General features: G+C 66.4%; 23 protein-coding genes and 1 riboswitch. Of the genes, 19 read left to right on the forward strand and 4 right to left on the reverse strand.

What is annotated here, in order from left to right; all coding sequences use genetic code 11:
* Window positions 1-7 precede the first annotated feature (7 nt).
* Both Q0Q36_RS05155 and Q0Q36_RS05160 read right to left on the reverse strand, forming a co-directional pair.
* The gene (locus Q0Q36_RS05155) at window positions 8-1,201 is read right to left on the reverse strand and encodes a mandelate racemase/muconate lactonizing enzyme family protein (RefSeq protein ID WP_293796101.1); all 1,194 of its coding nucleotides are present in this window, start codon (window positions 1,199-1,201) and stop codon (window positions 8-10) included.
* Window positions 1,198-1,956 carry a GntR family transcriptional regulator gene (locus Q0Q36_RS05160; RefSeq protein WP_293796102.1) on the reverse strand — a complete coding sequence of 253 codons (759 nt, stop codon included), beginning with the start codon at window positions 1,954-1,956 and terminating at the stop codon, window positions 1,198-1,200. The genes Q0Q36_RS05155 and Q0Q36_RS05160 overlap by 4 nt, the downstream gene beginning before the upstream one ends.
* Window positions 1,957-2,035: 79 nt before the next feature.
* Here Q0Q36_RS05160 and Q0Q36_RS05165 point away from each other — a divergent pair, with 79 nt between their 5' ends.
* The 9 genes from Q0Q36_RS05165 (at window position 2,036) to Q0Q36_RS05205 (ending at window position 12,961) form a co-directional block, all read left to right on the forward strand.
* Entirely contained in the window at window positions 2,036-3,067 is a 1,032-nt protein-coding gene (locus Q0Q36_RS05165; protein ID WP_293796103.1) for a succinylglutamate desuccinylase/aspartoacylase family protein, read from the forward strand.
* A gap of 51 nt (window positions 3,068-3,118) precedes the next feature.
* Window positions 3,119-4,657, forward strand: a complete 1,539-nt coding sequence (locus Q0Q36_RS05170; RefSeq protein ID WP_293796106.1) for an ABC transporter substrate-binding protein — start codon at window positions 3,119-3,121, stop codon at window positions 4,655-4,657.
* 220 nt (window positions 4,658-4,877) lie between these two features.
* Complete coding sequence (locus tag Q0Q36_RS05175; RefSeq protein ID WP_293796107.1) at window positions 4,878-5,822, forward strand: ABC transporter permease; 945 nt, start codon at window positions 4,878-4,880, stop codon at window positions 5,820-5,822.
* A complete protein-coding gene (locus tag Q0Q36_RS05180) occupies window positions 5,822-6,670 on the forward strand; it encodes an ABC transporter permease (RefSeq protein WP_293796109.1) in 849 nt (282 codons plus the stop codon). Before Q0Q36_RS05175 ends, Q0Q36_RS05180 begins: the two co-directional genes overlap by 1 nt.
* A 282-nt stretch (window positions 6,671-6,952) precedes the next feature.
* Window positions 6,953-8,440, forward strand: a complete 1,488-nt coding sequence (locus Q0Q36_RS05185) for a M81 family metallopeptidase (RefSeq protein ID WP_293796111.1) — start codon at window positions 6,953-6,955, stop codon at window positions 8,438-8,440.
* A gap of 11 nt (window positions 8,441-8,451) precedes the next feature.
* Window positions 8,452-9,630, forward strand: a complete 1,179-nt coding sequence (locus tag Q0Q36_RS05190) for a mandelate racemase/muconate lactonizing enzyme family protein (protein ID WP_293796112.1) — start codon at window positions 8,452-8,454, stop codon at window positions 9,628-9,630.
* A gap of 35 nt (window positions 9,631-9,665) precedes the next feature.
* Window positions 9,666-9,878: riboswitch (cobalamin riboswitch) on the forward strand.
* A 214-nt stretch (window positions 9,879-10,092) separates the two neighbouring features.
* A complete protein-coding gene (locus Q0Q36_RS05195; RefSeq protein WP_293796113.1) occupies window positions 10,093-11,130 on the forward strand; it encodes an ABC transporter substrate-binding protein in 1,038 nt (345 codons plus the stop codon).
* Window positions 11,127-12,170 carry an iron ABC transporter permease gene (locus Q0Q36_RS05200; RefSeq protein ID WP_293796114.1) on the forward strand — a complete coding sequence of 348 codons (1,044 nt, stop codon included), beginning with the start codon at window positions 11,127-11,129 and terminating at the stop codon, window positions 12,168-12,170. Before Q0Q36_RS05195 ends, Q0Q36_RS05200 begins: the two co-directional genes overlap by 4 nt.
* The gene (locus Q0Q36_RS05205) at window positions 12,167-12,961 is read left to right on the forward strand and encodes an ABC transporter ATP-binding protein (RefSeq protein ID WP_293796116.1); all 795 of its coding nucleotides are present in this window, start codon (window positions 12,167-12,169) and stop codon (window positions 12,959-12,961) included. The genes Q0Q36_RS05200 and Q0Q36_RS05205 overlap by 4 nt, the downstream gene beginning before the upstream one ends.
* 10 nt (window positions 12,962-12,971) lie before the next feature.
* On the opposite strand, the gene ltaE is transcribed toward Q0Q36_RS05205, so the two are convergent.
* On the reverse strand, window positions 12,972-14,003 hold the full coding sequence (ltaE, locus tag Q0Q36_RS05210) for a low-specificity L-threonine aldolase (RefSeq protein WP_293796118.1): 1,032 nt from the start codon (window positions 14,001-14,003) through the stop codon (window positions 12,972-12,974).
* A 79-nt stretch (window positions 14,004-14,082) separates the two neighbouring features.
* Window positions 14,083-15,462 carry an L-serine ammonia-lyase gene (locus Q0Q36_RS05215; protein WP_293796120.1) on the reverse strand — a complete coding sequence of 460 codons (1,380 nt, stop codon included), beginning with the start codon at window positions 15,460-15,462 and terminating at the stop codon, window positions 14,083-14,085.
* Window positions 15,463-15,935: 473 nt separating this feature from the next.
* Here Q0Q36_RS05215 and urtA point away from each other — a divergent pair, with 473 nt between their 5' ends.
* The 10 genes from urtA (at window position 15,936) to ureC (ending at window position 25,427) form a co-directional block, all read left to right on the forward strand.
* The gene (gene urtA / locus Q0Q36_RS05220; protein ID WP_293796122.1) at window positions 15,936-17,231 is read left to right on the forward strand and encodes an urea ABC transporter substrate-binding protein; all 1,296 of its coding nucleotides are present in this window, start codon (window positions 15,936-15,938) and stop codon (window positions 17,229-17,231) included.
* Between the two features lie 108 nt (window positions 17,232-17,339).
* A complete protein-coding gene (urtB, locus tag Q0Q36_RS05225) occupies window positions 17,340-18,941 on the forward strand; it encodes an urea ABC transporter permease subunit UrtB (RefSeq protein ID WP_293796123.1) in 1,602 nt (533 codons plus the stop codon).
* Entirely contained in the window at window positions 18,938-20,077 is a 1,140-nt protein-coding gene (gene urtC / locus Q0Q36_RS05230) for an urea ABC transporter permease subunit UrtC (RefSeq protein ID WP_293796124.1), read from the forward strand. The genes urtB and urtC overlap by 4 nt, the downstream gene beginning before the upstream one ends.
* Before the next feature lie 5 nt (window positions 20,078-20,082).
* Window positions 20,083-20,847: an urea ABC transporter ATP-binding protein UrtD gene (gene urtD / locus Q0Q36_RS05235; RefSeq protein WP_293796125.1), complete on the forward strand. Its 765-nt coding sequence runs from the start codon at window positions 20,083-20,085 to the stop codon at window positions 20,845-20,847.
* 61 nt (window positions 20,848-20,908) lie between these two features.
* Complete coding sequence (gene urtE / locus Q0Q36_RS05240) at window positions 20,909-21,604, forward strand: urea ABC transporter ATP-binding subunit UrtE (protein ID WP_293796126.1); 696 nt, start codon at window positions 20,909-20,911, stop codon at window positions 21,602-21,604.
* A 47-nt stretch (window positions 21,605-21,651) separates the two neighbouring features.
* A complete protein-coding gene (locus Q0Q36_RS05245; protein WP_293796127.1) occupies window positions 21,652-22,488 on the forward strand; it encodes an urease accessory protein UreD in 837 nt (278 codons plus the stop codon).
* Window positions 22,489-22,499: 11 nt separating this feature from the next.
* The gene (locus Q0Q36_RS05250; RefSeq protein WP_047579581.1) at window positions 22,500-22,802 is read left to right on the forward strand and encodes an urease subunit gamma; all 303 of its coding nucleotides are present in this window, start codon (window positions 22,500-22,502) and stop codon (window positions 22,800-22,802) included.
* A gap of 21 nt (window positions 22,803-22,823) precedes the next feature.
* Window positions 22,824-23,405 (forward strand): HupE/UreJ family protein, encoded by a 582-nt coding sequence (locus tag Q0Q36_RS05255; protein WP_293796130.1) that lies wholly within the window; start codon window positions 22,824-22,826, stop codon window positions 23,403-23,405.
* Window positions 23,406-23,409: 4 nt separating this feature from the next.
* Window positions 23,410-23,715 carry an urease subunit beta gene (locus Q0Q36_RS05260; RefSeq protein WP_293796131.1) on the forward strand — a complete coding sequence of 102 codons (306 nt, stop codon included), beginning with the start codon at window positions 23,410-23,412 and terminating at the stop codon, window positions 23,713-23,715.
* Complete coding sequence (gene ureC, locus Q0Q36_RS05265; protein ID WP_293796133.1) at window positions 23,715-25,427, forward strand: urease subunit alpha; 1,713 nt, start codon at window positions 23,715-23,717, stop codon at window positions 25,425-25,427. The genes Q0Q36_RS05260 and ureC overlap by 1 nt, the downstream gene beginning before the upstream one ends.
* The last annotated feature ends 6 nt before the right edge of the window (window positions 25,428-25,433 follow it).

Genomic DNA, 25,433 nt, shown 5'->3' on the forward strand with positions numbered 1-25,433 from the left:
GAGGGCGTCAGCCGAATAGTGCCGCCGGGTCTGGCGTGTACCGCCCCAGCTTGTCACGATCGATGGTGACGCCGAGCCCCGGCAGGTCCGGGATCGTCAGCCAGCCCTCGGCATCGAGCGCGAAGGGCCTGGCCAGGATGCCGTCGACATAGGGGCTGCCGCCGATGAACTCGACGAGATCGGCATCGGGGAAGGCTGTGGCCATCTGCAGGTCGGCGGCGAGGCCCAGCGCCGTGTTCCAGCCGTGGCCGACATATTTGATGCCGAGATCATAGGCCATCCAGGCGATGCGCCGCTGCTCGGAGATGCCGCCGACCTTGGTGACGTCGGGCTGGACGATGTCGAGCGCGCCGGTCGTCAGCCACGGAATGAAGCTCTGGCGCCGGGTCAGGACCTCGCAGCCGGCGATCGGCACGGGCGAGGAGCGGCGCAATTCGCGGTAATCGTCGATCGCGTCGGGTCGCACCGGCTCCTCGAACCACCCGACCTCGTAATCCGCGAGCATCTCGGCTGTGCGCTTCGCCCATTTCAGCCCATGCGGCCAGAGCGCGTCGCTGGCGCCGGCATCGACGAAAAGCTTGGACTTCTCGCCGGCCGCCTCGCGCGCGGCGCGCACGATCGCCTCGTCGAGCTTGACGTCGAGCGCTCGACCGAATGGCCCCCAGCCGATCTTGAAGGCGCTGAACCCCTTGTCGCGATAGCTCGCGACGACGTCCTTCATCGCTGCCGGCTCTTCCATCAGGAGCGAGCAATAGGGCTGGACGCGCTCGCGATAGCGCCCGCCGAGCAGCCGCCCGACGCTGAGGCCCGTCGCCTGGCCGAGAATGTCCCACATCGCGATGTCGATGCCGCTGATCGTATGGGTCAGCGTGCCGCCGCGGCCCATCCAGAAGGTGTTCTGGTGCAGCTTCTCGCTGACGAAATCGGGCGAGAGCGCGTCAGCCCCGAGAAACAGCGGCTCCAGCACCTTCAGGCCAGCCTGCACGAGCCGGCCATCGGTGAAGACACTGCCATAGCCGGTGAGCCCCTGGTCGGTATGGACCGCGATCAGGGCATGGATCGAATCCTCCGGCCGGATCTCGGCCGACCAGCCGCCCTTGGGGCTTTCGCCGAACAGAGGAGCGGCCTCGATGCGGGTGATGCGGAAGGGCGGAAGTCCCGCCCGCCCGGCTGCGCGCGTCTGGATCGGCTGGTCGTTCACGGCATATCCCTTTCCCTGCGGCGCTGGGCGACGATGGTCTCGTAATCCATCGCGTGGTTCATGACGGTGATGTGCTCGTCGAGCGTGCGGGTGATCACCGCGATGTCGCCGGCCTCGAAGGCCGCGAGCAGGTCGACATGCTCCTCGACCACGCCGGCCATCGGCTTGCCGAAGGTGGCGAGGCCGAAGATGATCGTGCATTGCGGCGCCAGCGTCTCCCACAGGTCGAAGGTGACGCTGTTGCCGCCGAGCCGACAGAGCGCGCGGTGGAAGGCGGTATCGGCGACGGCGACGCCATAGGCGCTGCCGCGCGCCGCCATCAATTCCATCTCGGCAACCGCTGCACGCAACTCGTCGAGGTGAGCACCACGATTGCGCCCGGCGGCGACGGCGCGCGCCACTGCGCTGGCTTCGAGCGCGATGCGCGCCTCGATCAGGTCCGAGACGCGCTCGTTGGTCACCGGGCGCAGTTTGATGCCCTTATAGGGCTCGCTGACCACGACGCCCTGGCTTTCGAGCAGCCGCAGAGCCTCGCGGACGGGCACGCGGCTGACCCCGAGCTTGCGGGCGAGATCGACCTCGACGATCCGGTCTCCCGGCAGGATCAGCCCGGCGGCAGCGCCCGCGATGATCGCCTCGATCGCATGGTCGACGAGCGTCTGCGGTTGCAGCGGCTGCCAGTCGGGACCTGAGCTTTTCGCTCGCTCCTCCGTTGCCGTTCCGGCTGCCCGCACTTGCTCGCCCGTGTCCGTCATCCGGCTCTCTGCCTCTCGCTTGACAGATCGTATGATCGTATACAATCATACGAAACGCAAGAGCGAGGAGGGGATCGCAATGGCGTCTGAAAGCCGAATTCGTTGCGAGATCGACTTTGAAGCTTCGGGGCGGCAGGCCGGTTATCTGCGGGCGCCACTCTCCCGCAATACATCCGGCTGGGGCGTCGTCGAGATCCCGGTCGTCAGCGTCAAGAACGGCTCCGGCCCGACGATCCTGTTCACCGGCGGCGTGCATGGCGACGAGTATGAGGGTCAGATCGCGGTCTCGCGCCTCGCCCGGAGCCTCGATCCGGCCAGGGTGCAGGGGCGGGTGATCATGATCCCGGCGCTGAACATGCCGGCCGTGCTCAACGACACCAGGCTCTCGCCGGTCGACAATCGCGACATGAACCGCTGCTTTCCCGGAAATCCGCGCGGCACCTTCTCGGAAATGCTGGCGCATTTCGTCGATAGCGTCGTGCTGCCGCTGGTCGATATCTCCGTCGATCTCCATACCGCCGGCCATTCCGGCGACTCCGCGCTCTCGACCAACATGCACTACGTCGCCGACACGGCCCTACGCGAACGCACCATGGCGGCGGCCGCCGCCTTCGGCGCGCCCTACAATGTCGTGTTCTGGGGCGTCGACGAGGGCGCGACGCTGACCTCCTCGGTCGAGCGTCGCGGCATTCTTTCGCTCGGGACCGAGCTTGGCGGCTGGGGCCGCGTCAATGTCGAGGGCGTGCGCATCGCCGACCGGGCCCTGACGAACATCCTCAAGCATTGCGGCCTGATGGACGGCAAGCCCGACACGACGCAGCGCGACGGCTCGCCCGGCACCCGCCACATGATGGTGCGCGATGCCGCGGGCTATTCGTTCGCGCCGGCGGGCGGGCTGTTCGAGCCGCGCAATGTCGTCGGCGATCTCTGCCGCGCCGGCGATCTCGCGGGCTACCTGCATTTCGTCGAGGACATCGACCGCGATCCGCTGGAGGTGCGCTACCGCCGCGACGGCGTGCTCTGGATGTCTGCCGGCCCGGGTCGCGTCCAGCGCGGCGATGCGGTCGCCGTGCTGATGGAGGATTACGACGCGGTGCGTGCCGCCGCCTGATCAAGTTCACGCCTGAACGTGCCTGACCATCAATCCTGAGGGGACAAGAACATGGCAAAGCACATCATCTTCGGCGCCGCCCTCGCGGCGGCGCTTATGCTGGGAGGGGCACAAGGCGCTCTGGCCCAGCGCAAGGGTGGCGACGTCGTCATCGGCATCAGCCAGGCGCCGCCCTCGCTCGACGCGCAGATCACTTCGGCGCAGGCGTCGCGCAACATCACCCTGCATATCTTCGAAACGCTCTATGCCCGCGACGAGAACGCCAAGCCCGTGCCGGAGCTGGCCGAAGGCGTGACGATCTCGCCGGACGGCAAGACCTATGTCTTCCCGATCCGTAAGGACGTGACCTTCCATAACGGCAAGAAACTCGATGCGGCCGATGTCGTCGCCTCGCTGGAGCGATACCGCAAGATCGGCGCCTCGCCGGCGCTGGTCGCGGCGATTGACACGATCAAGGCGAGCGGCGAGCATGAGGTCACGGTCACGCTCAAGGAGCCGCAATCGACTTTCCTCGACAATCTCTCGTCGCCGCGCGCGCCGATCGCGATCTATCCCGCGAGTGAGGCTGCCAAGGAAGCCGGCAAGATCGAGGTCATCGGCACCGGTCCCTACAAGTTCGTCGAGTACAAGCCTGACAGCCATGTCAAGCTGACGCGCTATGATGGCTACGCGCCCAATCCGAAAGGCACCGGCCGCGACGGCTTCGCCGGCAAGAAGGAAGCCTTCCTGGACACCGTGACCTTCCGCTTCATGCCGGAAGGCGGCGCCCGCACCGCGGCGCTCGAAGCCGGCCAGATCCAGTTCAACGAGACCGTCGACGGCCCGACCGCCAAGCGGCTGGGCACCGACAACCGCTTCACCATCCACAAGGTGATGCCGTTCGGCCTGCAGGTCATCAAGTTCAACCAGGCCCAGGCCCCGGCCAATGATGTGAACTTCCGCCTCGCCGTCCAGGCGGCGCTCGACATGGAGGAGATCATGGCGATCTCCTATGCCGATATCTATCAGATGGACCCGAGCTGGCTGTATCCGGGTGCGGCTTTCCATTCGGCGGTCGGTAGCGACAAGTACAACAAGTCCGACATCAAGCTGGCCAAGGAACTGCTCGCGAAGTCTTCCTACAAGGGCGGCAAGGTCACCTTTATCACCGACAACCTGCGCCCCAATGTCGACACCGCGACGCTGGTCCAGCAGAAGCTGAAGGAGATCGGCGTCGAGGTCGATATCGCGGTCTCCGACTGGCCGACCGTGTCAAAGATCGGCTTTACGCCGACCGGCTGGACCTTCTGGACCCATGGCTTCGGCATAGAGCCCTATGAGGGGCCGGGCTCGGTGATGGCGCCCTGGGTCAACGGCCTCTCGCAGCAGGCGAAGGACCCGGAGATCGACCGCATCGCCGCCGCCTTCAATGCCGAGATGGACGAAGGCAAGCGCAAGGCCCTCTTCGACGCCTTCCAGAAGCACATGTACGACGCGGCGGTGGCGATGAAGGCCGGCAATTACGGGGTCTTCCAGGCCTCGACGGCCAAGCTCAAGAACTTCAAGCCCTATCGCATCCCGCGCATGTGGGGCGTCTGGCTCGAGCCTTGAGTGTTCTTCTGGGCCTCCTCAGTCCTCATCCTGAGGAGGCCCGCAGGGCCGTCTCGAAGGATGGTCCAGATGGTTCCGGAGCCTCCTGAAGCATCCTTCGAGACGCCGCTGGCGCGGCTCCTCAGGATGAGGGCTCGCAGAAACGAATCCGGCCCGCGGGGTTGATCCTGCGGGCCGTCTTGGCGGCGGCGCCTTCACCTCTTACTCGACGAGGAGCGGCATGGGACATTTCCTGATCCGCCGGCTCGCGGGCGCCTTTCTCGTGCTCGTCCTGGTCTCGCTGATGTCCTTCGCGCTGATCTGGCTGGTGCCGGGCGATCCGGCGGCGGCCTTTCTCGACGCTTCCGCGACGCCGGAGCAAGTCGCCAAGCTGCGCAGCGCGCTCGGCCTCGACCTGTCGCTGCCGCAGCAGATGCTCGGCTGGTATGGCCGCATCCTGAGCGGCGATCTCGGCCAGTCGATCCTGCTCAACCGCTCCGTGACGGCGGCTCTGGTCGAACGCCTGCCGGTCACGCTCTCGCTGGCGGCGCTGGCACTCGCTTTCGCCGTCTTCTTCGGCGTCGCCGCCGGCATCATCGCGGCCGTCAATCACAACCGCTGGCCCGATCAGGCGGTGATGACCACGGCGCTGCTCGGGCTCTCGGTGCCGGATTTCTGGCTCGGTCTTGTCATGGTTCTGGTCTTTGCCGTCTCGCTCGGCTGGCTGCCGAGCGGCGGTTTCACGCCTTTCATGGAATCGCCGGGCCAATGGCTGCGCGGGATGATCCTGCCGGCGCTGACCCTCGGGCTGGTGCAGGTCGGCTTCATCGCCCGGATGGCCCGCGCCTCGATGCTGGACACGCTCGGCCAGGACTATGTCCGCACCGCCGATGCCAAGGGGCTGGCCAAGCTCCATGTCGTCCTGCGCCACGCATTGCCCAACGCGATGATCCCGATCCTCACCGTCATCGGCATCGTTTCCGGCGCCTTGCTCGGCGGCGCGGTCATCGTCGAGCAGGTCTTCTCGATTCCCGGCATCGGCCGCCTGATCGTCGGCGCCATCGCCTCGCGCGATTTCCCGGTACTGCAGGGTGGCCTGCTCTTCCTCGCGGTTGTCTATCTCGCGATCAATCTCGTCGTCGACATCCTCTACGCCGTGGTCGATCCGCGTGTGAGGCTGGCCTGATGCAGGGCACGCGACTCGTCGGCCGCGCCCTCTGGGGGCGCCTGCTGCGCAACCGCTCCTTCGTGATCGGGGCGCTGCTCGTGCTGCTCATGATCGCGGTCGCGCTCGCTGCCGACTGGCTCACGCCCTTCGACCCGCTCAAGAGCAATGTCCGGGCACGATTGGCGGCGCCCAGCGCCGCTCATTGGTTCGGAACCGACCATTTCGGCCGCGACATCCTCTCCCGCGTCATGATCGGCGCCCGCATCTCGCTCGCCATCGGTGCCTTCACTGCGATCCTGGCCGGTATCGCGGGCACGCTGAGCGGCGCCATCGCCGGCTATTTCTACCATCTCGACCAGCCGATCATGCGGATCATGGACGCGCTGATGGCGTTTCCGTCGATCGTGCTCGCCATGGTCGTCTCGGCGGTGCTCGGGGCCTCGCTGACCAATGTCGTGATCGCGCTCGCCATCGCCACGACGCCGCATACCGCCCGCATCGTCCGCGCCTCGGTCTTGCTCGAAAAGGAGCAGGAATACATAGCCGCCGCCCGCTCGATCGGCGTGGGCGAATGGACGATCCTGTTCAGGCATGTGCTGCGCAATGTCGCCGGCCCGCTGATCGTGCGTCTGACCTATGTCTTCGCCATCGCGGTGCTGGCCGAAGCGGCGCTCTCCTTCGTCGGCGCCGGCCCGCCGCCGCCGGCAGCCTCCTTCGGCTCGATCATCGCCCAGGGGCGCGATTTCATGCGCGAGGCCCCGTGGATCACGGTGTTCCCCGGCCTCGCCATCATCGCTTGCGTGCTCGGCCTCAACCTGCTCGGCGACGGCCTGCGCGACGTGCTCGACCCCCGCCTGAAATTCTGAACCCCAGAGGCTGTTAGTGACCATGGGAGAGGATTTGATGAGGTCAAAACCGCAGAGATGGGAGGAGCATCGCGCCGCCGATACCGCTGGTATCGGCAAGCGGTGCGACGCTGCAGCTCTGCGGTTTTCACCTCACCCGCAGGGCGCGGCGATTTTGCGCGACTGCCGTGTCGTCCTTCGTAGCAAGCCGGAGGGCTTGCGTCCTCGAACTCCTTGCATTCGCGCAAAATCGCCAGCGTCAAATCCCTCCCATGGTCACTAACAGCCTCTAGGAGCCGCCCGATGAAGCGCATCCTGATCGCCGACTGCAAGCAGGAGATCTCCTCCTTCAACCCGCTGCCATCACATTACGAGAATTTCCTGATCCATCATGGCGAAGGCCTCTATGTCCAGCGCGGCCAGAACCAAGAATTGGGCGGCGCGCTTACGGCCTTCGAGGCGAGGCCCGATATCGAGATCGTGCCGACGATCTGCGCGCGCTCCGGCAGCGCCGGGCCGCTCTCGGCTGCAGGCTGGGAGAAGCTCTCCGAAGAAATCCTGGCCGCCATCTTCGCAAAGCTCGACCGCATCGACGGCATCTATGTCTCGCTGCACGGCGCGATGGGCGCCGATGGCGAGCTCGACCCGGAAGGCTACCTGCTGGAGAAGCTGCGCGAGCGCGTCGGCCCGGACATGCCGATCGTCATCTCGCTCGACCTGCACGGCATCCTGACCGACCGCATGCTGCGCAATGTCGAAGGCTTCGCGATCTACTGGACCTATCCCCATGTCGATTTCGCCGATACCGGCCGGCGCGCCGCCGAACTCCTGCTGAAGCTGATGGCTGGCGGGATCAAGCCGGTCGCCGCTCGTGTCGTTATTCCCGCTCTGGTGCGTGGCGACGAGCTCATCACCAAGACCGGCTGCTATGGCGAATTGCTCGCCGAATGCCGCCGGCTGGAGGAGGAGGGGCGGGCGCTCGCCGCCGGCATCATGATCGGCAATCCCTTCACCGACGTGCCCGAGCTCTGCTCGCAGGTGCTGATCCTCACCGATGGCGACAAGGCGACTGCCGAGCGCGAGGCGATCCGGCTCGCCGAGGAATTCTGGCCCTTGCGCTTCCGCATGCAGGGCAAGCTCGTGCCGCTCGACCGCGCCATCGCTCAGGCCCGCAGCATCGACGGCCCGGTGATCTTCACCGATGCCGCCGATGCGACCTCCTCCGGCGCCTCCGGCGACAGCAACACGATCCTCGTCGCACTTCGCGCGGCTGGCTACGGCAAGCGAGTTTTGGCCCAGATCGTCGATACGTCGGCCGCTGCCGCCGCGCATAAGGCCGGCGTCGGCGCGACGATAGAGGTCACGCTCGGCGGTTCGATCGATCCCGCTCGCTTCCCGCCGATGAAGGTGAAAGCCAAGGTCAAATTGCTATCGGATGGCGAGGCCGCGCTTGAGACGATGAAGGCGCCGTTGAGTGCCGGGCCGACCGCGGTTCTGACCTGGGACAATGTCACCGTCGTCGTGATGAGCCGCTCGGTCAGCCTGTTCGACCGCGCGATGTATTACGCCAATGGCATCGACCCGACCGATTTCGACCTGATCGTGGTGAAGTCGCCGCACACCGAGTTCCACATGTTCGACCAGTGGTGCGCGCGGAATTTCAACATCGACGCGCCCGGAGCGACCTCCGCCAATCTGAAGAGCTTGGGCCACACCATCTGCGCCCGCCCGATCTACCCGCTCGACGAGGGCGTCACCTTCGCGCCCCGTGCCACGATCTACGAACTGTGAGGAGAAGACCCGTGCCCAGGATCGAGGCCGTCGATTTCTTCTATCTCGCCATGCCCGTCGTCACCGACGAGGCCGATGGCAGCCAGGATGCGCTGCTGGTCAGGGTCGCCGCTGGCGGCCATGTCGGCTGGGGCGAATGCGAGGCGGCGCCGCTGCCCTCCATCGCCGCCTTCATCTGCCCGATGTCGCACGGCGTCTGCCGGCCCGTCGCCGATTCCGTGCTCGGCCAGAATCTGGAAGGCCCGCAGGACATCGCCCGCATCGCCGCCGCCGTCGCCTATAACTCGATGGACCTCTTGCAGGCGCCGCACACTTTCTCCGGCGTCGAGATGGCCTTGTGGGACATCCTCGGCAAGATGCGCGCCGAGCCGGTCTGGCGCCTGCTCGGCTATGACAGGAGCCATCCCAAGACGCCCTATGCCTCGGTCCTGTTCGGCGACACGGCGCAGGAGACCCTCGACCGCGCGCGCGATGCGCGCAGCCGCAGCTTCCGCGCCGCCAAGTTCGGCTGGGGGCCGATCGGCCGGGGCAGCGTCGAGGCCGATGCCGAGCATTTCGTCGCCGCACGCGAGGGGCTGGGGCCGGACGGTATCCTGCTCGTCGATACCGGCCAGATCTTCATCGAGGATGTCGAGCGCGCTGCCGGCCGCCTGCCCGCGATGGAGAAGGCGAACGTGCTCTGGTTCGAGGAACCGTTCCACGCCAGCGCGCTTGAAGCTTACGGTGCCCTCGCCAAACGCAGCCCCAAGGTCCGTTTGGCCGGCGGGGAGGGCGCCCATAACGAGTCGATGGCGCGCCAGCTCATCGACCATGGCGGCATCGGCTATGTCCAGATCGATTGCGGGCGCATTGGCGGTATCGGCCCGTCGAAGGCGGTGGCGGATTATGCGATCGCGAAGGGCGTGACCTTCGTCAACCACACCTTCACTTCGCATCTGGCGCTCTCGGCCTCGCTCCAGCCCTATGCTGGCCTCGCTGACCACGAGATCTGCGAATACCCGGCGATGCCCAAGCCACTCGCCACGGCGATCTCCGCCAATCACCTGGAGCGCGACGCGAACGGGCAGGTCGCTGCTCCGGATGCGCCGGGTCTCGGTATCGAGGTCGCGACCACGGCGCTGCGCGGCTATCTTCAGGAGGTCGAAATCTCCGTCGGCGGCAAGCGGCTCTACAGCACGCCGAGCCTCTGACGCGATGTCCGCTTGACGCAGCGCCACGCCCTTATAGGGTGTGCGCCGATCGAGGTTCTCCGGGTTGCTCCCGGAGCTAAGAGGGAATTCGGTGCTGCGCGTTGCGCGCAAAAGCCGAGGCTGCCCCCGCAACTGTAAGCGGCGAGCTCTCCGTCCATCGTCCACTGGCGCCTGATGCGCCGGGAAGGCCGGGCGGAAGCGGCATCGACCCGCGAGCCAGGAGACCTGCCCCGATCGTCGAAGACGTCTTTCGGACGGGGTGTTCCGGAGCCTGTGAGTCGATGGTGGCCCGTGCGGCCAGCCCTCCGTCCCACATGCCCAAAGCTGCCCCGGCCGTCATCTCGGGGAGCGATGAAGTCCATGTTCACGAAGATCAATTCTCAAGCCACTCAGGGCGGCTTGACGTTTGCCTGCCGGGCACTCTATCAGAAATGCAACATTGTTACATTTCGGATGACCTCGATGCCGGCAGCGCGCCCGTTCAACACCCTGCTTCGCCTGTCTGCCGCCGCGCTGTTCGGCGTTCTCACCGCAGGCGCGGCCAGCGCGGCGCCGACCAAGTACCCGCTAACCCTTGAGAATTGCCGTGAGAGCATCACCTTCAACGCCGCGCCCAAGCGCGTCGTCGCTATCGGCCAGACGCAGACGGAAATCCTCTATGCGCTCGGCCTCGGCGACCGCGTCGTCGGCACCGCGGTCTGGTTCTCGCCGGTAGCCAAGCCCTATGAGGCGGTCAACGCCAAGGTGAAGCGCCTCGCCGACAATGATCCGAGCTTCGAGGCCGTGCTGGCGCAGGAGCCCGATCTCGTCACCGCGATGTTCGAATGGCATGTCGGACCCAACGGCATCGTCGGCAAGCGCGACCAGTTCGCCAAGGTCAAGGTCCCGACCTATGTCTCGCCGACCGATTGCATCGGCAAGGACAATTCCGGCGCAGGCGACGGCGTCCGCACCGAGATGTTCACGATGGAGTTGGTCTATCGCAACATCCGCGAATTCGGCGAAATCTTCGACGTCGCCGACCGGGCCGAAAAGCTCATCACTGAGCTCAAGGCGCGCGAGGACAGGGCAGTCGAACAGGTCGCGAAGCTGAAGGCGCAGGACGTGCCGGTCGTCGTCTGGTTCTCCAGCAAGGACATCAAGGGCGACGGCTTCATGGCCGGCAGGAACGGCGTGCCCGCCTATATTCTGTCCAAGCTCGGCGCCCGCAACGTCATCACGACCAACGAGGAATGGCCGCTGGTCGGCTGGGAGAGCATCGCCGCCGCCAACCCGGCTGTGATCGTCACCGTCAAGATGGACCGCCGCCGCTTCCCGGCCGACGATATCGAGAAGAAGCTGGAATTCCTGAAGACCGATCCGGTCGCCAGCAAGCTCGATGCCGTAAAGAATGGTCGCGTCGTCATCATGGATGTCGGCGCGACCCGCGCCGGGCTCGACACGGTCGACGGCATCGAGACCCTCGCCAAGGCGATCGCCGGCTTCGGGCTCTCGCGTTGAGCCACGCCTCCCATGGGCCGAACTGGCCTGCGCGGATCGCGATCGCGCTGGCCTCGCTGCTGGCGCTGATCCTGTCGGTCGCGCTGGCGGTGACGATCGGCGAGATGCGCATTCCGCTCGACACGGCCCTGAAGGCGCTCGGCAACGGGCTGTTCGATCTCGACTTTCCGGTCAGCGCGATCCAGCAGGGCGTGATCTTCGACTATCGCCTGAGCCGCGCGCTGATGGCCGGCCTGTGCGGCGGCGCGCTCGCCCTGTCAGGCGCGATCCTGCAGGCGCTGCTGCGCAATCCGCTGGCCGAGCCCTATATCCTCGGCATCTCGGCGGGTGCCTCGACCGGCGCCGTCGCGGTGCTGATCCTCGGCATCAGCATCGGCGGCGCGGTGCTGTCAGTCTCGGCCGGCGCCTTCATCGGCGCATGCGTCGCGCTCGTCGTCGTTGCGTTGCTCGCAGCGGGAGCGGGTGGGGCGAGCGATCGCGTCATCCTGGCCGGTGTCGCGACCTCCCAGATATTCAACGCCGCGACGTCGATGATCGTCACGACCATGGCCAGCGCCGAGCAGGCGCGCGGTATCATGTTCTGGATGCTCGGGAATTTCGGCGGCGTGCGCTGGCCCGATATCTGGATGGCGGCGCCGGTCGCCTTCATTGGCTTCGGCATCTGCATGTTGCACGCCAAGGCGCTCGACGCTTTTGCCTTCGGCGTCGATGCCGCGGCCTCGCTCGGCGTCGCGGTCACCCGGGTGAAGGTCGTGCTGTTCGCGACGACGGCGGTGATGACGGCGGTGATGGTCTCGATCGTCGGCACGGTCGGTTTCGTCGGGCTGATCATTCCCCATGCCGCCCGCTTCCTTGTCGGTTCCGGTCATGCCCGCCTGCTGCCGGCCTGTCTCGTCATCGGCGCGATCTTCATGATCCTCGCCGACATCCTCTCTCGCGTCCTGATCCCGCAGCAGATTCTGCCGATCGGCGTGGTGACGGCCTTGTTCGGCGCGCCTGTCTTCGCCTTGATCCTCTATCGTGCCCGGAGGCCGGCATGACGCTCGCCACACGCGAGGTCCGCTGGGGTGCCGGCGGCCGGATGATCGTCGACGGTGTGACGCTGGAAGCGGCGCCCGGCCGGGTGCTCGGCCTGATCGGGCCGAACGGCTCCGGCAAGTCGAGCCTGCTCCGGTTGCTCTGCCGCCTGCGCAATGTCGCGAGCGGCGTCGTCACCCTCGACGGCAACGACATCGCCGCCGTGCCGCGCCGCGAACTCGCCCGCCGCCTCGCCTTCGTCGAGCAGCAGGCGACCACCGAAATCCAGCTCTCCGTCTGCGATGTCGTCCGCCTTGGCCGCACGCCGCATCGCGCCGCTCTCGCCTCCTGGAACGACGCCGACGAGGCCGCCGTCAACGAGGCGCTGGCGCGGGTCGGGCTGACGGAGCGTCACGATCAGCACTGGCACACGCTGTCGGGAGGCGAGCGCCAGCGCGTCCATATCGCCCGGGCGCTCGCGCAGGAGCCGAGCGAGCTGATCCTGGACGAGCCTACCAACCATCTCGACATCCAGCACCAGCTCTCGATCTTGAGCCTGGTCCGCCGCCTCGGCATCACCTGCATCATGGCGCTGCACGATCTCAACCTCGCCGCCATGTTCTGCGACGAGATCGCCTTGTTGCATGACGGGCGCTTGCAGGCAGCCGGCGCGCCGGAGGAGGTGCTGACCGCCGAGGCGATCCAGCGCATCTTCGGCGTCGCGGTCTCGATCCGCATGGGGGCGTCCGGGCGGCGGCATATCGAATATCTGATCGAGGCCGAACCCAGGAAAAGCGCGGCCGGAAGCGTTTGAGGCCGAGCCTTTACTCCGCTGCCGCCTGCCGCTTGTCGAAGAAGCGCTCGCAAGCTTCGGCGACGCGGGCGACGGAAACGTCGTTCACATCGAGATGGGTCACCCAGCGCAGCGTGCCATAGCGCCCGCTGACGGCGATGCCGCGCTCGCGCAGGAAGGCGGCAAACGCCGCTGTATCGAGCGCCTTGGGCGACATGAACACCATGTTCGTGCGCGCCGGCCCAGCGCCGAGTTCCGGGAAACGGCCCAGAACCTCCGCCAGAGCCGATGCTCGCCGGTGATCCTCGCCGAGCCGCAAAACATTATGCTCCAGCGCGTAGATCGCGGCCGCAGCGATCACGCCGGTCTGGCGCATGCCGCCGCCCAGCATCTTCCGGATGCGGCGTGCTTTCTCGATGAAATCCTTCGGGCCGACAAGGATCGAACCGATCGGCGCGCCCAGACCCTTGGAGAGGCACAGTGACACCGTATCGAACTGCCCGGCGATCCAGGCAGCGTCCCGGTTGCTCGCGGCGGCCGCATTCATCAGGCGGGCGCCGTCGAGATGAGTCGCGAGGCCATGCGAGCGGGCGAGCCCGGTCGCAGCCTCCAGATAGGAATCGGGCAGCACGCTGCCGTTGAAGGTGTTCTCCAGCGTCAGCAGCCGCGTCATCGCGAAATGGAAATCGTTCGGCTTGATCGCGTTGGCGATGGCGTCGAGCGCGATCGTCCCGTCCGCCTCATTCGGCAGGGGCTGCGGCTGGATCGAGCCCAGCACCGCCGCGCCTCCGCCTTCCAGCCGATAGGTGTGCGCCATCTGGCCGACGATGTACTCCTCGCCGCGGCCGCAATGGGCCATCAACCCGGCCAGATTGGCCTGCGTGCCGGTAGGGAAGAAGAGGGCCGCTTCCTTGCCGAGCCGCTCGGCCGTCATCGCCTCCAGCCGCTTGGTCGTCGGGCAATCGTCATAGACGGCGTCGCCGACCTCGGCCGCCGCCATGGCGGCGCGCATCCCCTCGCCAGGGCGCGTCACCGTATCCGAGCGGAAATCATTCACGATCATCGATCCGATCCTTGCAGGCTGTGCGCTCACCCTAGTCGGTGCTTGCTCGAACCATCATGCAAAAACGGAACGGGTGGGCTCAGCATTCCGGCAGGTTGACCGCGAGACCCCCGAGGCTGGTTTCCTTGAAGCGCTCGTTCATGGCTTCGCCGGTCTGCCGCATCGCCTCGATGCAGTTGTCGAGCGGCATGAAATGCGAGCCGTCGCCGCGCAGCGCCAGCGACGCCGCGGCGACGGCCTTGATCGCGCCGATGCCGTTGCGCTCGATGCAGGGCACCTGGACGAGCCCGGCAGCGGGATCGCAGGTCATGCCGAGATGATGCTCCAGCGCGATTTCGGCGGCGTTCTCGATCTGGGCCGGCGTGCCGCCGAGCACGGCGCAGAGCCCGGCCGCGGCCATCGCCGCGGCGGAGCCGACCTCGCCCTGACAGCCGGCTTCGGCGCCGGAGATGGAGGCGTTATGCTTGATCAGCCCGCCGATCGCGGCGGCCGTCAGCAGGAAATCGGCAACTTTCTCGGGATCCGCCCCGACGCAATGGTCTAGATAATAGCGCAGGACGGCCGGCACGACGCCGGCCGCCCCGTTGGTCGGCGAGGTCACGACCCGGCCGCCGGCCGCGTTCTCCTCGTTCACCGCCATGGCGTAGACGCTGAGCCAGTCCGTCGTGGCATGCGGCTGCGAGCGATTGGCCATCCGCTCGGCCGTCAATTGCTGGTAGATACGCGCCGCCCGGCGCCGCACGCGCAGGCCGCCGGGCAACTCGCCCTCTTGGCTCATGCCGCGCTCGATGCAATCATTCATCACCGACCAGAGCCGGGCGAGACCGCTTTCGACCTCTTTTGTCGAGCGGAGATGGATTTCGTTGGCGCGCTTCATCTCCGCGATCGACAGCCCGCTTTCCTTGGCCATGCGCAACATCGCCGCCGCATTCGCGAATGGGTAGGGCCAGGAGGCCGTTTCGGTTGCCGCAGCCGGCGCCTCGCGCTCCTGCGCCGTCACCACGAAGCCGCCGCCGATCGAATAGTAGGTCTCGGACAGCAGCTCTTGGCCGGCGGAATCGCGGGCGCAAAAGACAAGCCCGTTGGCGTGGCCGGGCAGGGGAGGTCCGTAGTCGAAGACGATATCGGTCGACGGGTCGAAGGCGAGCGGCGGCAGGCCGTCATGGCGCAGCAGGTGGCTACGGTCGAGCTCCTGGATCTGGCGTTCGGCCGCGTCGAAATCGAAGGCGGCCGGCGTCCAGCCAAGCAGCCCGAGCGCCACGGCGCGGTCGGTGGCATGGCCCTTTCCGGTGAAGGCGAGCGAGCCATAGAGCGTCGCCTTCACGGCCGCAGCCCGGTCCCGGGAGGGGGCCCGGCGCAGAAGATCCAGGAAATGCCCGGCGGCCGTCATAGGCCCCATCGTATGCGATGACGAGGGACCGATGCCGATCTTGAAGACGTCGAATACGCTCAGGAACATTCCCGCCCCCTGTCGAACCCTTTTTGCGCGGGCCGCGAATCCCGGAGGGAGATCGTTACGCCGCTACATTTTGGATCGCCTTTGCCGAGCGCGGGCCATCATCGACTCCGATGGCATGAAGGGCGGCAAAAGGGAATATCCGGGCGCCGGGTCGGACGCGAACGAGAGAGGAGCTTGAAACGGCGTCGGAGCATAACCCGCAGGCGCGTCGATTGCGGCGTCATTGCCTAAAAACAGCTCAACTGCGCCCTTGGCGCTCAAGGGGATCAGAAAATAGGCATCCTCATCTTGCTGCCGTGGAAGCGCAGCCGCCGGCGAGTTCTCGATGGATCATCGAGTGTCAGGAATTGGCCGCCGCACCGATTTGAAACGCCCCCCGAGAGAGGTTGGCACATCGCTTGCGTTGGCTGGTGCATGGGCCGCGCGGCCCGTCGGCGTCGAGGGGGCGCCGTCAGCAACAGTCCTTCGGGGAGATGGCCGTGAACAGCAACCGTCGCGAATTCCTCGGCACCGCTCTGGCCGGCGCCGCTTTCCTCGGATCGTCCTATCTGCCGGCGGCGGCGCAGCAGGACACCATCAAGGTCGGCATCCTTCATTCGCTCTCGGGCACGATGGCGATCTCCGAGACGACGCTGAAGGACGTCATGCTCATGCTCATCGAGGAGCAGAACAAGAAGGGCGGTCTCCTCGGCAAGAAGCTCGAGGCCGTCGTCGTCGATCCCGCCTCGAACTGGCCGCTCTTCGCCGAGAAGGCGCGCGAGCTCATTACCAAGGACAAGGTCGCGGCCACCTTCGGCTGCTGGACCTCCGTCTCACGCAAGTCGGTGCTGCCGGTCTTCAAGGAGCTCAACAACATCCTGTTCTACCCCGTCCAGTACGAGGGCGAGGAGAGCGAGCGCAACGTCTTCTATACCGGCGCCGCGCCGAACCAGCAGGCGATTCCCGCCGTCGACTATCTCGCCAAGGAGGAGAAGGTCGAGCGCTGGGTGCTCGCCGGCACCGACTACGTCTATCCGCGCACGACCAACAAGATCCTGGAGGCGTATCTGAAGTCCAAGGGCGTGAAGCCCGAGGATATCATGATCAACTACACGCCCTTCGGCCATTCCGACTGGCAGACCATCGTCTCCGATATCAAGAAGTTCGGCTCGGCCGGCAAGAAGACGGCGGTGGTCTCGACCATCAACGGCGATGCCAACGTGCCGTTCTACAAGGAGCTCGGCAACCAGGGCATCAAGGCGACCGACATTCCGGTCGTCGCCTTCTCGGTCGGCGAGGAGGAACTCGCCGGCATCGACACCAAGCCGCTCGTCGGCCACCTCGCTGCCTGGAATTACTTCCAGTCGATCAAGACGCCGGAGAACGAGGCCTTCATCAAGCAGTGGCAGGCGTTCACCAAGAACCCGAAGCGCGTCACCAACGATCCGATGGAGGCGCACTACATCGGCTTCAATATGTGGGTGAAGGCGGTCGAGAAGGCCAAATCGACCGATCCGGACAAGGTCATCGACGCGCTGCCCGGCATCGAGGCGCCGAACCTGACAGGCGGCATCTCGAAGATGCTCCCGAACCACCACATCACCAAGCCGGTCTTCATCGGCGAGATCAAGGATGACGGCCAGTTCGACGTGGTCTGGAAGACCGCGGGCCTCGTCCCCGGCGATGCCTGGTCGAAGGAGCTCGACGGCTCCAAGGATCTCGTCGGCGATTGGGTCGAGAAGAAATGCGGCAATTTCAACGTCAAGACCGGCAAGTGCGGCGGCGTCTGAGATCATGAGGGGGAAGGGCGGCACGGGAAAAATCCCGGCCGCCCTCCGTTCACCGCCTTGCGGCGGGGCTTTTCCAGGCAATCACCAGCCGACAAGCGAACCGGATCGATGCCGATCTTCCACCGCCTGAAGCATGCGCTCGTCATCCTCGTCGCGCTGGTCGCGGCCTCGGTCGCGTCCTTCGCGCAGACCGCGGACGAAGCCTTCACGCGGCTGGCGGCAGACAGCTACTCCGATACCTCCCGCGCCATCGAGCTCCTCGTTTCGACAGCCCATCCGAATGCGGCGCTGATCGTCGAGGCCCTCAATGACGGCCGCTTGCTGGCGGGGCCGGGCGGCGTCGCCGTGAAGACGGCCGGCGGTGGCTTCGTCGATGCGAAGACAGGTGTGGCACTCGCCGCCGCCCCCGGCGATGTGAAGCCGGTCCGTCTCAACAACGCCGTGCGCCGCGCGGTCCAGGCCGCTCTCGGCGGCCTCGGCCTGCTCAATCCCGACCCGGCGAAGCGCACGGCTGCGGCCGAGGCCGTGTTCAAGTCCCGCGATGCCGGCCTGCTGCCGATCGTCGAGGCCGCCATCGGCAAGGAAACCAACCCCCGCGCGCTCGCCGCTCTGCGACAGGCCCAGGCGGCGATCCTGATCGCCAAGCCCGACACGCAGCCGCTGGATCGCTTCGCCGCGATCGAAGTGCTTCGTGATCGCGCGGATCAGGATGCTCTCGCCACGCTACGCGCCTTGCCGGGCGATGCAACGCCGGCCCTCAAGGAGGCACAGGCTAAGGCGATCACCGCCATCGAAGGCCGATTGAAGCTTTGGGCCGCCGCGCAGAACCTCTGGTACGGCCTATCGCTTGGCTCCGTCCTGCTGCTGGCGGCCATCGGGCTTGCCATCACCTTCGGCGTCATGGGCGTCATCAACATGGCCCATGGCGAGATGGTCATGCTCGGCGCCTACACCACCTTCGTGGTGCAGGAGTTGATCCGAACCAACGCGCCCTGGCTCTTCGATTGGTCGCTGGCCATCGCCCTGCCGGCCGCCTTCGTCGTCGCCGGTGCTGTCGGCATCGCCATCGAGCGCGGCGTCATCCGCTTCCTTTACGGGCGCCCGCTGGAGACGCTGCTCGCGACCTGGGGCATCAGCCTGATCCTGCAGCAGGCTGTCCGCACCGCCTTCGGCCCGACCAACCGCGAGGTCGGCGCGCCCTCCTTCATGTCGGGCGCCTTCGAACTCGGTGGTTTAGCAATCACTTATAACCGACTCTGGATCATCGTCTTTGCGGGGCTGGTCTTCGCTGCGCTGCTCGCCATCCTGAAGCTGACGCCGATGGGCCTGCAGATGCGGGCCGTCACCCAGAACCGGCGCATGGCCTCGGCCATGGGCATCCGCACCGGCCGCATCGATGCGCTGACCTTCGGGCTGGGCTCCGGCGTCGCGGGCCTGGCCGGCGTCGCACTCTCGCAGATCGACAATGTCAGCCCCAATCTCGGCCAGAGCTACATCATCGACAGTTTCATGGTCGTGGTCTTCGGCGGCGTCGGCAATCTCTGGGGCACGCTGGTCGGCGCGATGACGCTGGGCGTCGCCAACAAGCTGCTCGAACCCTATGCCGGTGCAGTGCTCGGCAAGATCGCGCTGCTCGTCTGCATCATCCTCTTCATCCAGAAGCGCCCGCGCGGCCTGTTCGCGCTAAAGGGCAGGGCGGTGGAAGCATGATCACCCGCTTCCTCCTGCAGAACATGGACAAGCGCGGCGGCGTCTTCCTCGCGATCCTGCTGGGGCTCGCCCTGCTGGTGCCGCTCTCGAACCTGCTCCTGCCGGCATCCTCGCCCTTCCACGTCCCGACCTCGACCATGTCGCTCTGGGGCAAATACCTCTGCTACGCGCTGCTCGCGGTCTCGCTCGATCTCGTCTGGGGCTATTGCGGCATCCTGAGCCTCGGCCACGGCGCCTTCTTCGCGCTCGGCGGCTACGCCATGGGGCTGTACCTGATGCGCCAGATCGGCTCGCGTGGCGTCTACGGCAACCCGATCCTGCCCGACTTTATGGTCTTCCTGAACTGGCAGGAGCTGCCCTGGTACTGGTGGGGCTTCTCCTCCTTCCCCTTCGCCATGCTGATGGTGCTGGCGGTGCCCGGCCTGCTTGCCTTCGTCTTCGGCTGGTTCGCCTTCCGCTCGCGCGTCACCGGCGTGTATCTCTCGATCATCACCCAGGCGTTGACCTATGCGCTGCTGCTCGCCTTCTTCCGCAACGACATGGGTTTCGGCGGCAATAACGGCCTGACCGATTTCAAGGATATCCTCGGCTTCAACATCCAGGCGCAAGCGACTCGCGCGGCTCTGTTTTCCATGACCTGCGTCATGCTGGCGGCAGGCTTCCTGATCGCGCGCGGCATCGTCGTCTCGAAGCTCGGCAAGGTCGTGATCGCGATCCGCGACGCGGAACCCCGCACGCGCTTCCTCGGCTACCGGGTCGACCGTTTCAAGCTGTTCGTCTTCACCGTCTCGGCCTGCATGGCCGGCGTCGCTGGCGCGCTCTATGTCCCGCAGGTCGGCATCATCAACCCCAGCGAATTCGCCCCGGCCAATTCGATCGAGACCGTGATCTGGGTCGCGGTCGGCGGGCGCGGTTCGCTGGTCGGGGCGGCGCTCGGCGCCGTCGTGGTCAACTGGGCCAAGACGCTGTTCACCTCCGGCTTCATGGCGCCGTACTGGCTCTTTGCGCTGGGCGGACTCTTCGTCGTGGTCACGCTCTTCCTGCCCAAGGGCATTCTGGGCACGGCCGAAGCCTTATGGGCACGCCGCGGCAAACCCGACAACGCTCCGGCCGCCGAGCCGGCCCCGGCGGAGTGAAGGCGATGAACGCTCCCGTGCCTGGCGCCCTGACCTCCTCGCTGCTCTATCTCGACGGCGTCAGCGTCACCTTCGACGGCTTCAAGGCGATCCGCGGGCTGTCGCTGACGATCGAGCCCGGCGAGATGCGCGCGATCATCGGCCCCAACGGCGCCGGCAAGACCACGATGATGGACATTATCACCGGCAAGACGAAGCCGGATGTCGGCACCGTGATGTTCGGCGGCTCGGTCGATCTGACCAAGCTCGACGAGGCCGCGATCGCCAATCTCGGCATCGGCCGCAAGTTCCAGAAGCCGACCGTTTTCGACAGCCACACCATCGAGGACAACATTCTGCTGGCGCTGAAATCGAAGCGCACGGTCGGCAGGACGTTGTTCTGGAAGACGGAAGATCCGCAGCAGAAGCGCATCGACGACATCCTCGGCATCATCCGCCTCGCCGACAGGCGCGACCGGCTGGCGGGCTTGCTCTCTCACGGCCAGAAGCAGTGGCTGGAGATCGGCATGCTGCTGGCCCAGGATCCGAAGCTCCTCCTCGTCGACGAGCCCGCTGCCGGCATGACCGACGGAGAGACGGCGCAGACGGCTGTGCTGCTCAAGGAGATCGCCAGGGATCATTCGGTGATCGTCGTCGAGCACGACATGGGCTTCATCCGCGAACTCGGCGTGAAGGTCACGGTGCTGCACGAGGGCGCGGTGCTGGCCGAAGGCCCGCTCGACCATGTCAGCGCCAATGAGCGCGTCGTCGAAGTCTATCTGGGGCGGTGAGCATGATCAGGAAAAGTGGGAACCGGTTTTCCGATCAGCTCATGCGGTGGAAATAACCCGCATGCTTTATGTCGACGCCATCAACCTCCACTACGGTGCGGCCCAGGCGCTCCGCCGCGTCTCAGTCGCGGCCGAGACGGGCAAGGTCACCTGTGTGATGGGCCGCAACGGCGTCGGCAAGACCTCGCTGATGCGCGCCATCGTCGGGCACCAGCCGATTTCCGGGGGCCATATCCGCCTCGATGGAGAGGACATCTCGGCTCTACGCAGCGAGGATCGCGCGCGGGCCGGCATCGCCTATGTGCCGCAGGGGCGGGAGATTTTCCCGCTGCTGACGGTGAAGGAGAATCTGGAGACGGGCTATGCGCCGCTGAAACGCAAGGACCGCTTCGTCCCGGATGAACTCTTCGACCTATTCCCCGTGCTGAAGACCATGCTGGGCCGGCGCGGCGGAGACCTCTCGGGTGGCCAGCAGCAGCAACTCGCGATTGCGCGGGCGCTGGTCACCCGACCCAGGCTGCTGGTGCTGGACGAGCCAACGGAGGGCATCCAGCCCTCGATCATCAAGGATATCGGCCGCGCCATCGATTATCTTCGCCAGAAAGGTGGCATGGCGATCGTGCTGGTCGAGCAGTATTTCGACTTCGCCCGCGATCTCGCCGACACGATGTTCGTGATGGATCGCGGCGAGGTTGTGCTGTCGGGGCCGATGAGCGAGCTTGACGGTGCTCAGGTTCAAAGACTGATTCAGGTCTGATGGGCCTTACGCCTTCGTGCCGAGCCTGACGGGAAGCAGCCCTGACGATGCTGGCGATAACCGATCTCTCGACTCTTGCGCCAGCGCGTATGCAGCGCGCCCATGGGCAGGCCAGCGTCGCCTTCCACGCTCGCGACAGCCACACGCGCCTCGATCGCCTCTTTCAGGAGGGCTGTGCCAAGCTGCGCTTCCCGCGCCCGCTCGGCAACGACGCTCCGCAGGCCATCCTCATTAACACGGCCGGCGGGCTGACCGGCGGCGACCGTTTCGGCACGGAGGTGAAGCTTGCCGCAGGGGCCGAGGCCTGTGTCACCACCCAAGCCTGCGAGCGGGTCTATCGCTCGACGGGAGCGGATGCCGTCGTCGCGAACCGCCTGCAGCTCTCGGCCGGCGCCCGGCTCGCCTGGCTTCCGCAGGAGACGATTCTGTTCGACGGCGGGCGCCTGTCGCGTTCTCTCGACGTCGATCTCGCTGGTGATGCCGAGCTGGTCGCGGTCGAGGCCGTGCTCTTCGGCCGGCAGGCGATGGGGGAGACCCTGCACAGCGGCCACCTGCACGACCGCTGGCGCATCAGGCGCGACGGCCGCCTGATCTTCGCCGACGATCTGCGTGTCGAGGGCGATATCGCTGCGCGGCTTGCCCCGCAGCCTGCGATGGTCGGCTGCCGTGCCGTGGCGACGGTGCTTTTCGTCGGAGCCACACCCGAGCGCTTCCTCGATCAGGCCCGCGCGATCATCGGGCAAGGCGGCGGCGCCAGCGCCTGGAACGGCAAGTTTCTCGCGCGGCTGGTCGAGGAGACCGGGCTCGCGCTCCGGCAGCGGCTGGAGCCGCTGCTCGCTCTTCTCCTGGGCGGCCAGCCGCTGCCCAAGGTCTGGCAACTCTAGGGACTGACGGCATGAACCTGACTCCGCGCGAGAAGGACAAGCTCCTGATCTCCATGGCGGCCATGGTCGCTCGGCGCCGGCTCGAGCGCGGCGTGAAGCTCAACCATCCCGAGGCCATCGCCCTGATCAGCGATTTCGTGGTCGAGGGCGCGCGCGACGGCCGCAGCGTCGCCGATCTGATGGAGGCGGGCGCCCATGTCGTCAGCCGTGCGCAGGTCATGGAAGGCGTCGCCGAGATGATCCACGATGTTCAGGTCGAAGCCACCTTCCCGGACGGCACCAAGCTCGTCACCGTCCACGAACCCATCCGCTGAGCAAGCAAGCCGGAGACTGCCATGAAGAGATTGTCGATCGCCCTGATCCTGAGCGTCGGTGCCGCGAGCCCGGCTTTCGCGCATCTCAACCCGGCCGAGCACGGCTCCTTCGCCGCCGGCTTCTCGCATCCGTTTTTCGGTGCCGACCATATCCTGGCGATGGTCGGCGTCGGTCTCTGGGCCTTCCTCGTCTGCGGACGTGCCGTCTGGGCGATCCCGACCGCCTTTGTCGTCACGATGATGCTCGGCTTCGCCGCAGCGCTCGTCGGTATCGGCCTGCCTTTCGTCGAGCCGACGATCGCGGCCTCCGTCGTGGTGCTCGGCATGCTGGCGCTGGTCGCCCTGCAGGTCCCGGTCGCAGTCGGCATGGCCGTGGTCGGCTTCTTCGCGCTGTTCCACGGCTATGCCCATGGCGGCGAGATGGGCGAGGCGACGAGCCTGTCCTTCATGATCGGCTTCGCGCTGGCCACAGCCCTCCTGCATGCCGTCGGCCTCGGCATCGGCCTCGCGGGCAATGCGCTCTCGCATCGCGGCCGGATCGTGGCGCGCATCGCCGGTGGCCTGACCGCGCTCGGCGGGCTCTGGCTCGTCACTGGAGCCTGACCCGATGATCCCCGGAGAGGTCTTTTCCGCCGCGGGCGACATCATCCTCAACGCGGGTGCGGAGCAGGTCACGTTGCTCGTCGCCAATACCGGCGACCGGCCGATCCAGGTCGGCTCGCACTACCATTTCTTCGAGACCAATGCGGCGCTCGATTTCGACCGCACGCTGGCGCGCGGTATGCGGCTCGACATCGCCGCCGGCACCGCCGTGCGCTTTGAGCCCGGCCAGCAGCGCGAGGTGCGCCTCGTGCCATTCGGCGGTGGGCGCGCCGTCTACGGCTTCCAGCAGAAGGTGATGGGGAAACTCTGATGCCGGCCAAGCTCTCCCATGCCGCTTACGCGCAGATGTACGGACCGACCGTCGGCGACCGGGTCCGCCTCGCCGATACCGACCTGATCATCGAGGCCGAGAAGGACTTCACCGTCTATGGCGAGGAGGTGAAGTTCGGCGGCGGCAAGGTCATCCGCGACGGCATGGGCCAGAGCCAGGCGAGCCGCGCCGAGGGGGCGGTCGATACCGTCATCACCAATGCCTTGATCGTCGACCACTGGGGCATCGTGAAGGCCGATATCGGCCTGAGGGACGGGCTGATCGTCGCCATCGGCAAGGCCGGCAACCCGGATACGCAACCCGGCGTCACCATCGTCATCGGCCCCGGAACGGAAGCAATCGCAGGCGAAGGCAAGATCCTCACCGCCGGCGGCGTCGACGCCCATATACATTTCATCTGCCCGCAGCAGATCGAGGAGGCGCTGATGTCCGGCGTCACCACCATGCTCGGCGGCGGCACCGGCCCGGCCCACGGCACGCTGGCGACGACCTGCACGCCCGGCCCCTGGCATCTGGCCCGCATGATCCAGTCCTTCGATGCCGTGCCGATCAATCTCGGCCTCTCCGGCAAGGGCAACGCCTCGAAGCCGGCTGCGCTGATCGAGATGATCGAGGGCGGCGCCTGCGCGCTCAAGCTCCACGAGGACTGGGGCACGACGCCGGCGGCGATCGACAATTGCCTCTCCGTCGCCGACGATTACGACGTCCAGGTCATGATCCATACGGACACGCTGAACGAGAGCGGCTTCGTCGAGGACACGGTCGCGGCCTTCAAGGGCCGCACTATCCATGCCTTCCACACCGAGGGCGCCGGCGGCGGCCACGCGCCGGACATCATCAAGGTCTGCGGTCTCGCGAACGTCATCCCGTCCTCGACCAACCCGACGCGGCCCTACACGCAGAACACCATCGCCGAGCATCTGGACATGCTGATGGTCTGCCATCACCTGTCGCCTTCGATCCCGGAGGACATCGCCTTCGCCGAGAGCCGCATCCGCAAGGAGACGATCGCGGCCGAGGACATCCTGCACGATATCGGCGCCTTCTCGATCATCTCCTCCGACAGCCAGGCCATGGGCCGCGTCGGCGAGGTGCCGATCCGCACCTGGCAGACCGCGCACAAGATGAAGGTCCAGCGCGGGCGCTTGCCCGGAGAGACCGGCGAGAACGACAATCTGCGCGTGCGCCGCTATATCGCGAAATACACGATCAACCCCGCCATCGCGCAGGGCCTGTCCAAGCATGTCGGTTCGGTCGAGGTCGGGAAGCGAGCCGATCTCGTGCTCTGGAACCCGGCCTTCTTCGGGGTGAAGCCGGAGATGGTGCTGGTCGGTGGCATGATCGCGGCCGCTCCGATGGGCGATCCGAACGCCTCGATCCCGACGCCGCAGCCGATGCATTATCGGCCGATGTTCGGTGCCATGGGCCGCGCGCCGGCCGTCTCCTCCGTGACCTTCGTCAGCCAGGCGGCGATCGCCAATGGCCTCAAGGAGAAGCTCGGCGTCGCCAAGGGCATGGTCGCGGTCGAGAACACGCGCGGCGGCATCTCCAAGGCCTCGATGGTCCTGAACGACGCCACGCCGCATATGGAGGTCGATCCCGAGACCTACGAAGTGCGCGCCGATGGGGAACTCCTGACCTGCGAACCCGCGACCGTGCTGCCGATGGCGCAGCGCTATTTCCTGTTTTGAGGCCCG

This window comes from uncultured Allobosea sp. (assembly GCF_945957345.1).
In the GTDB taxonomy this organism is placed as follows: Bacteria; Pseudomonadota; Alphaproteobacteria; order Rhizobiales; family Beijerinckiaceae; genus Allobosea.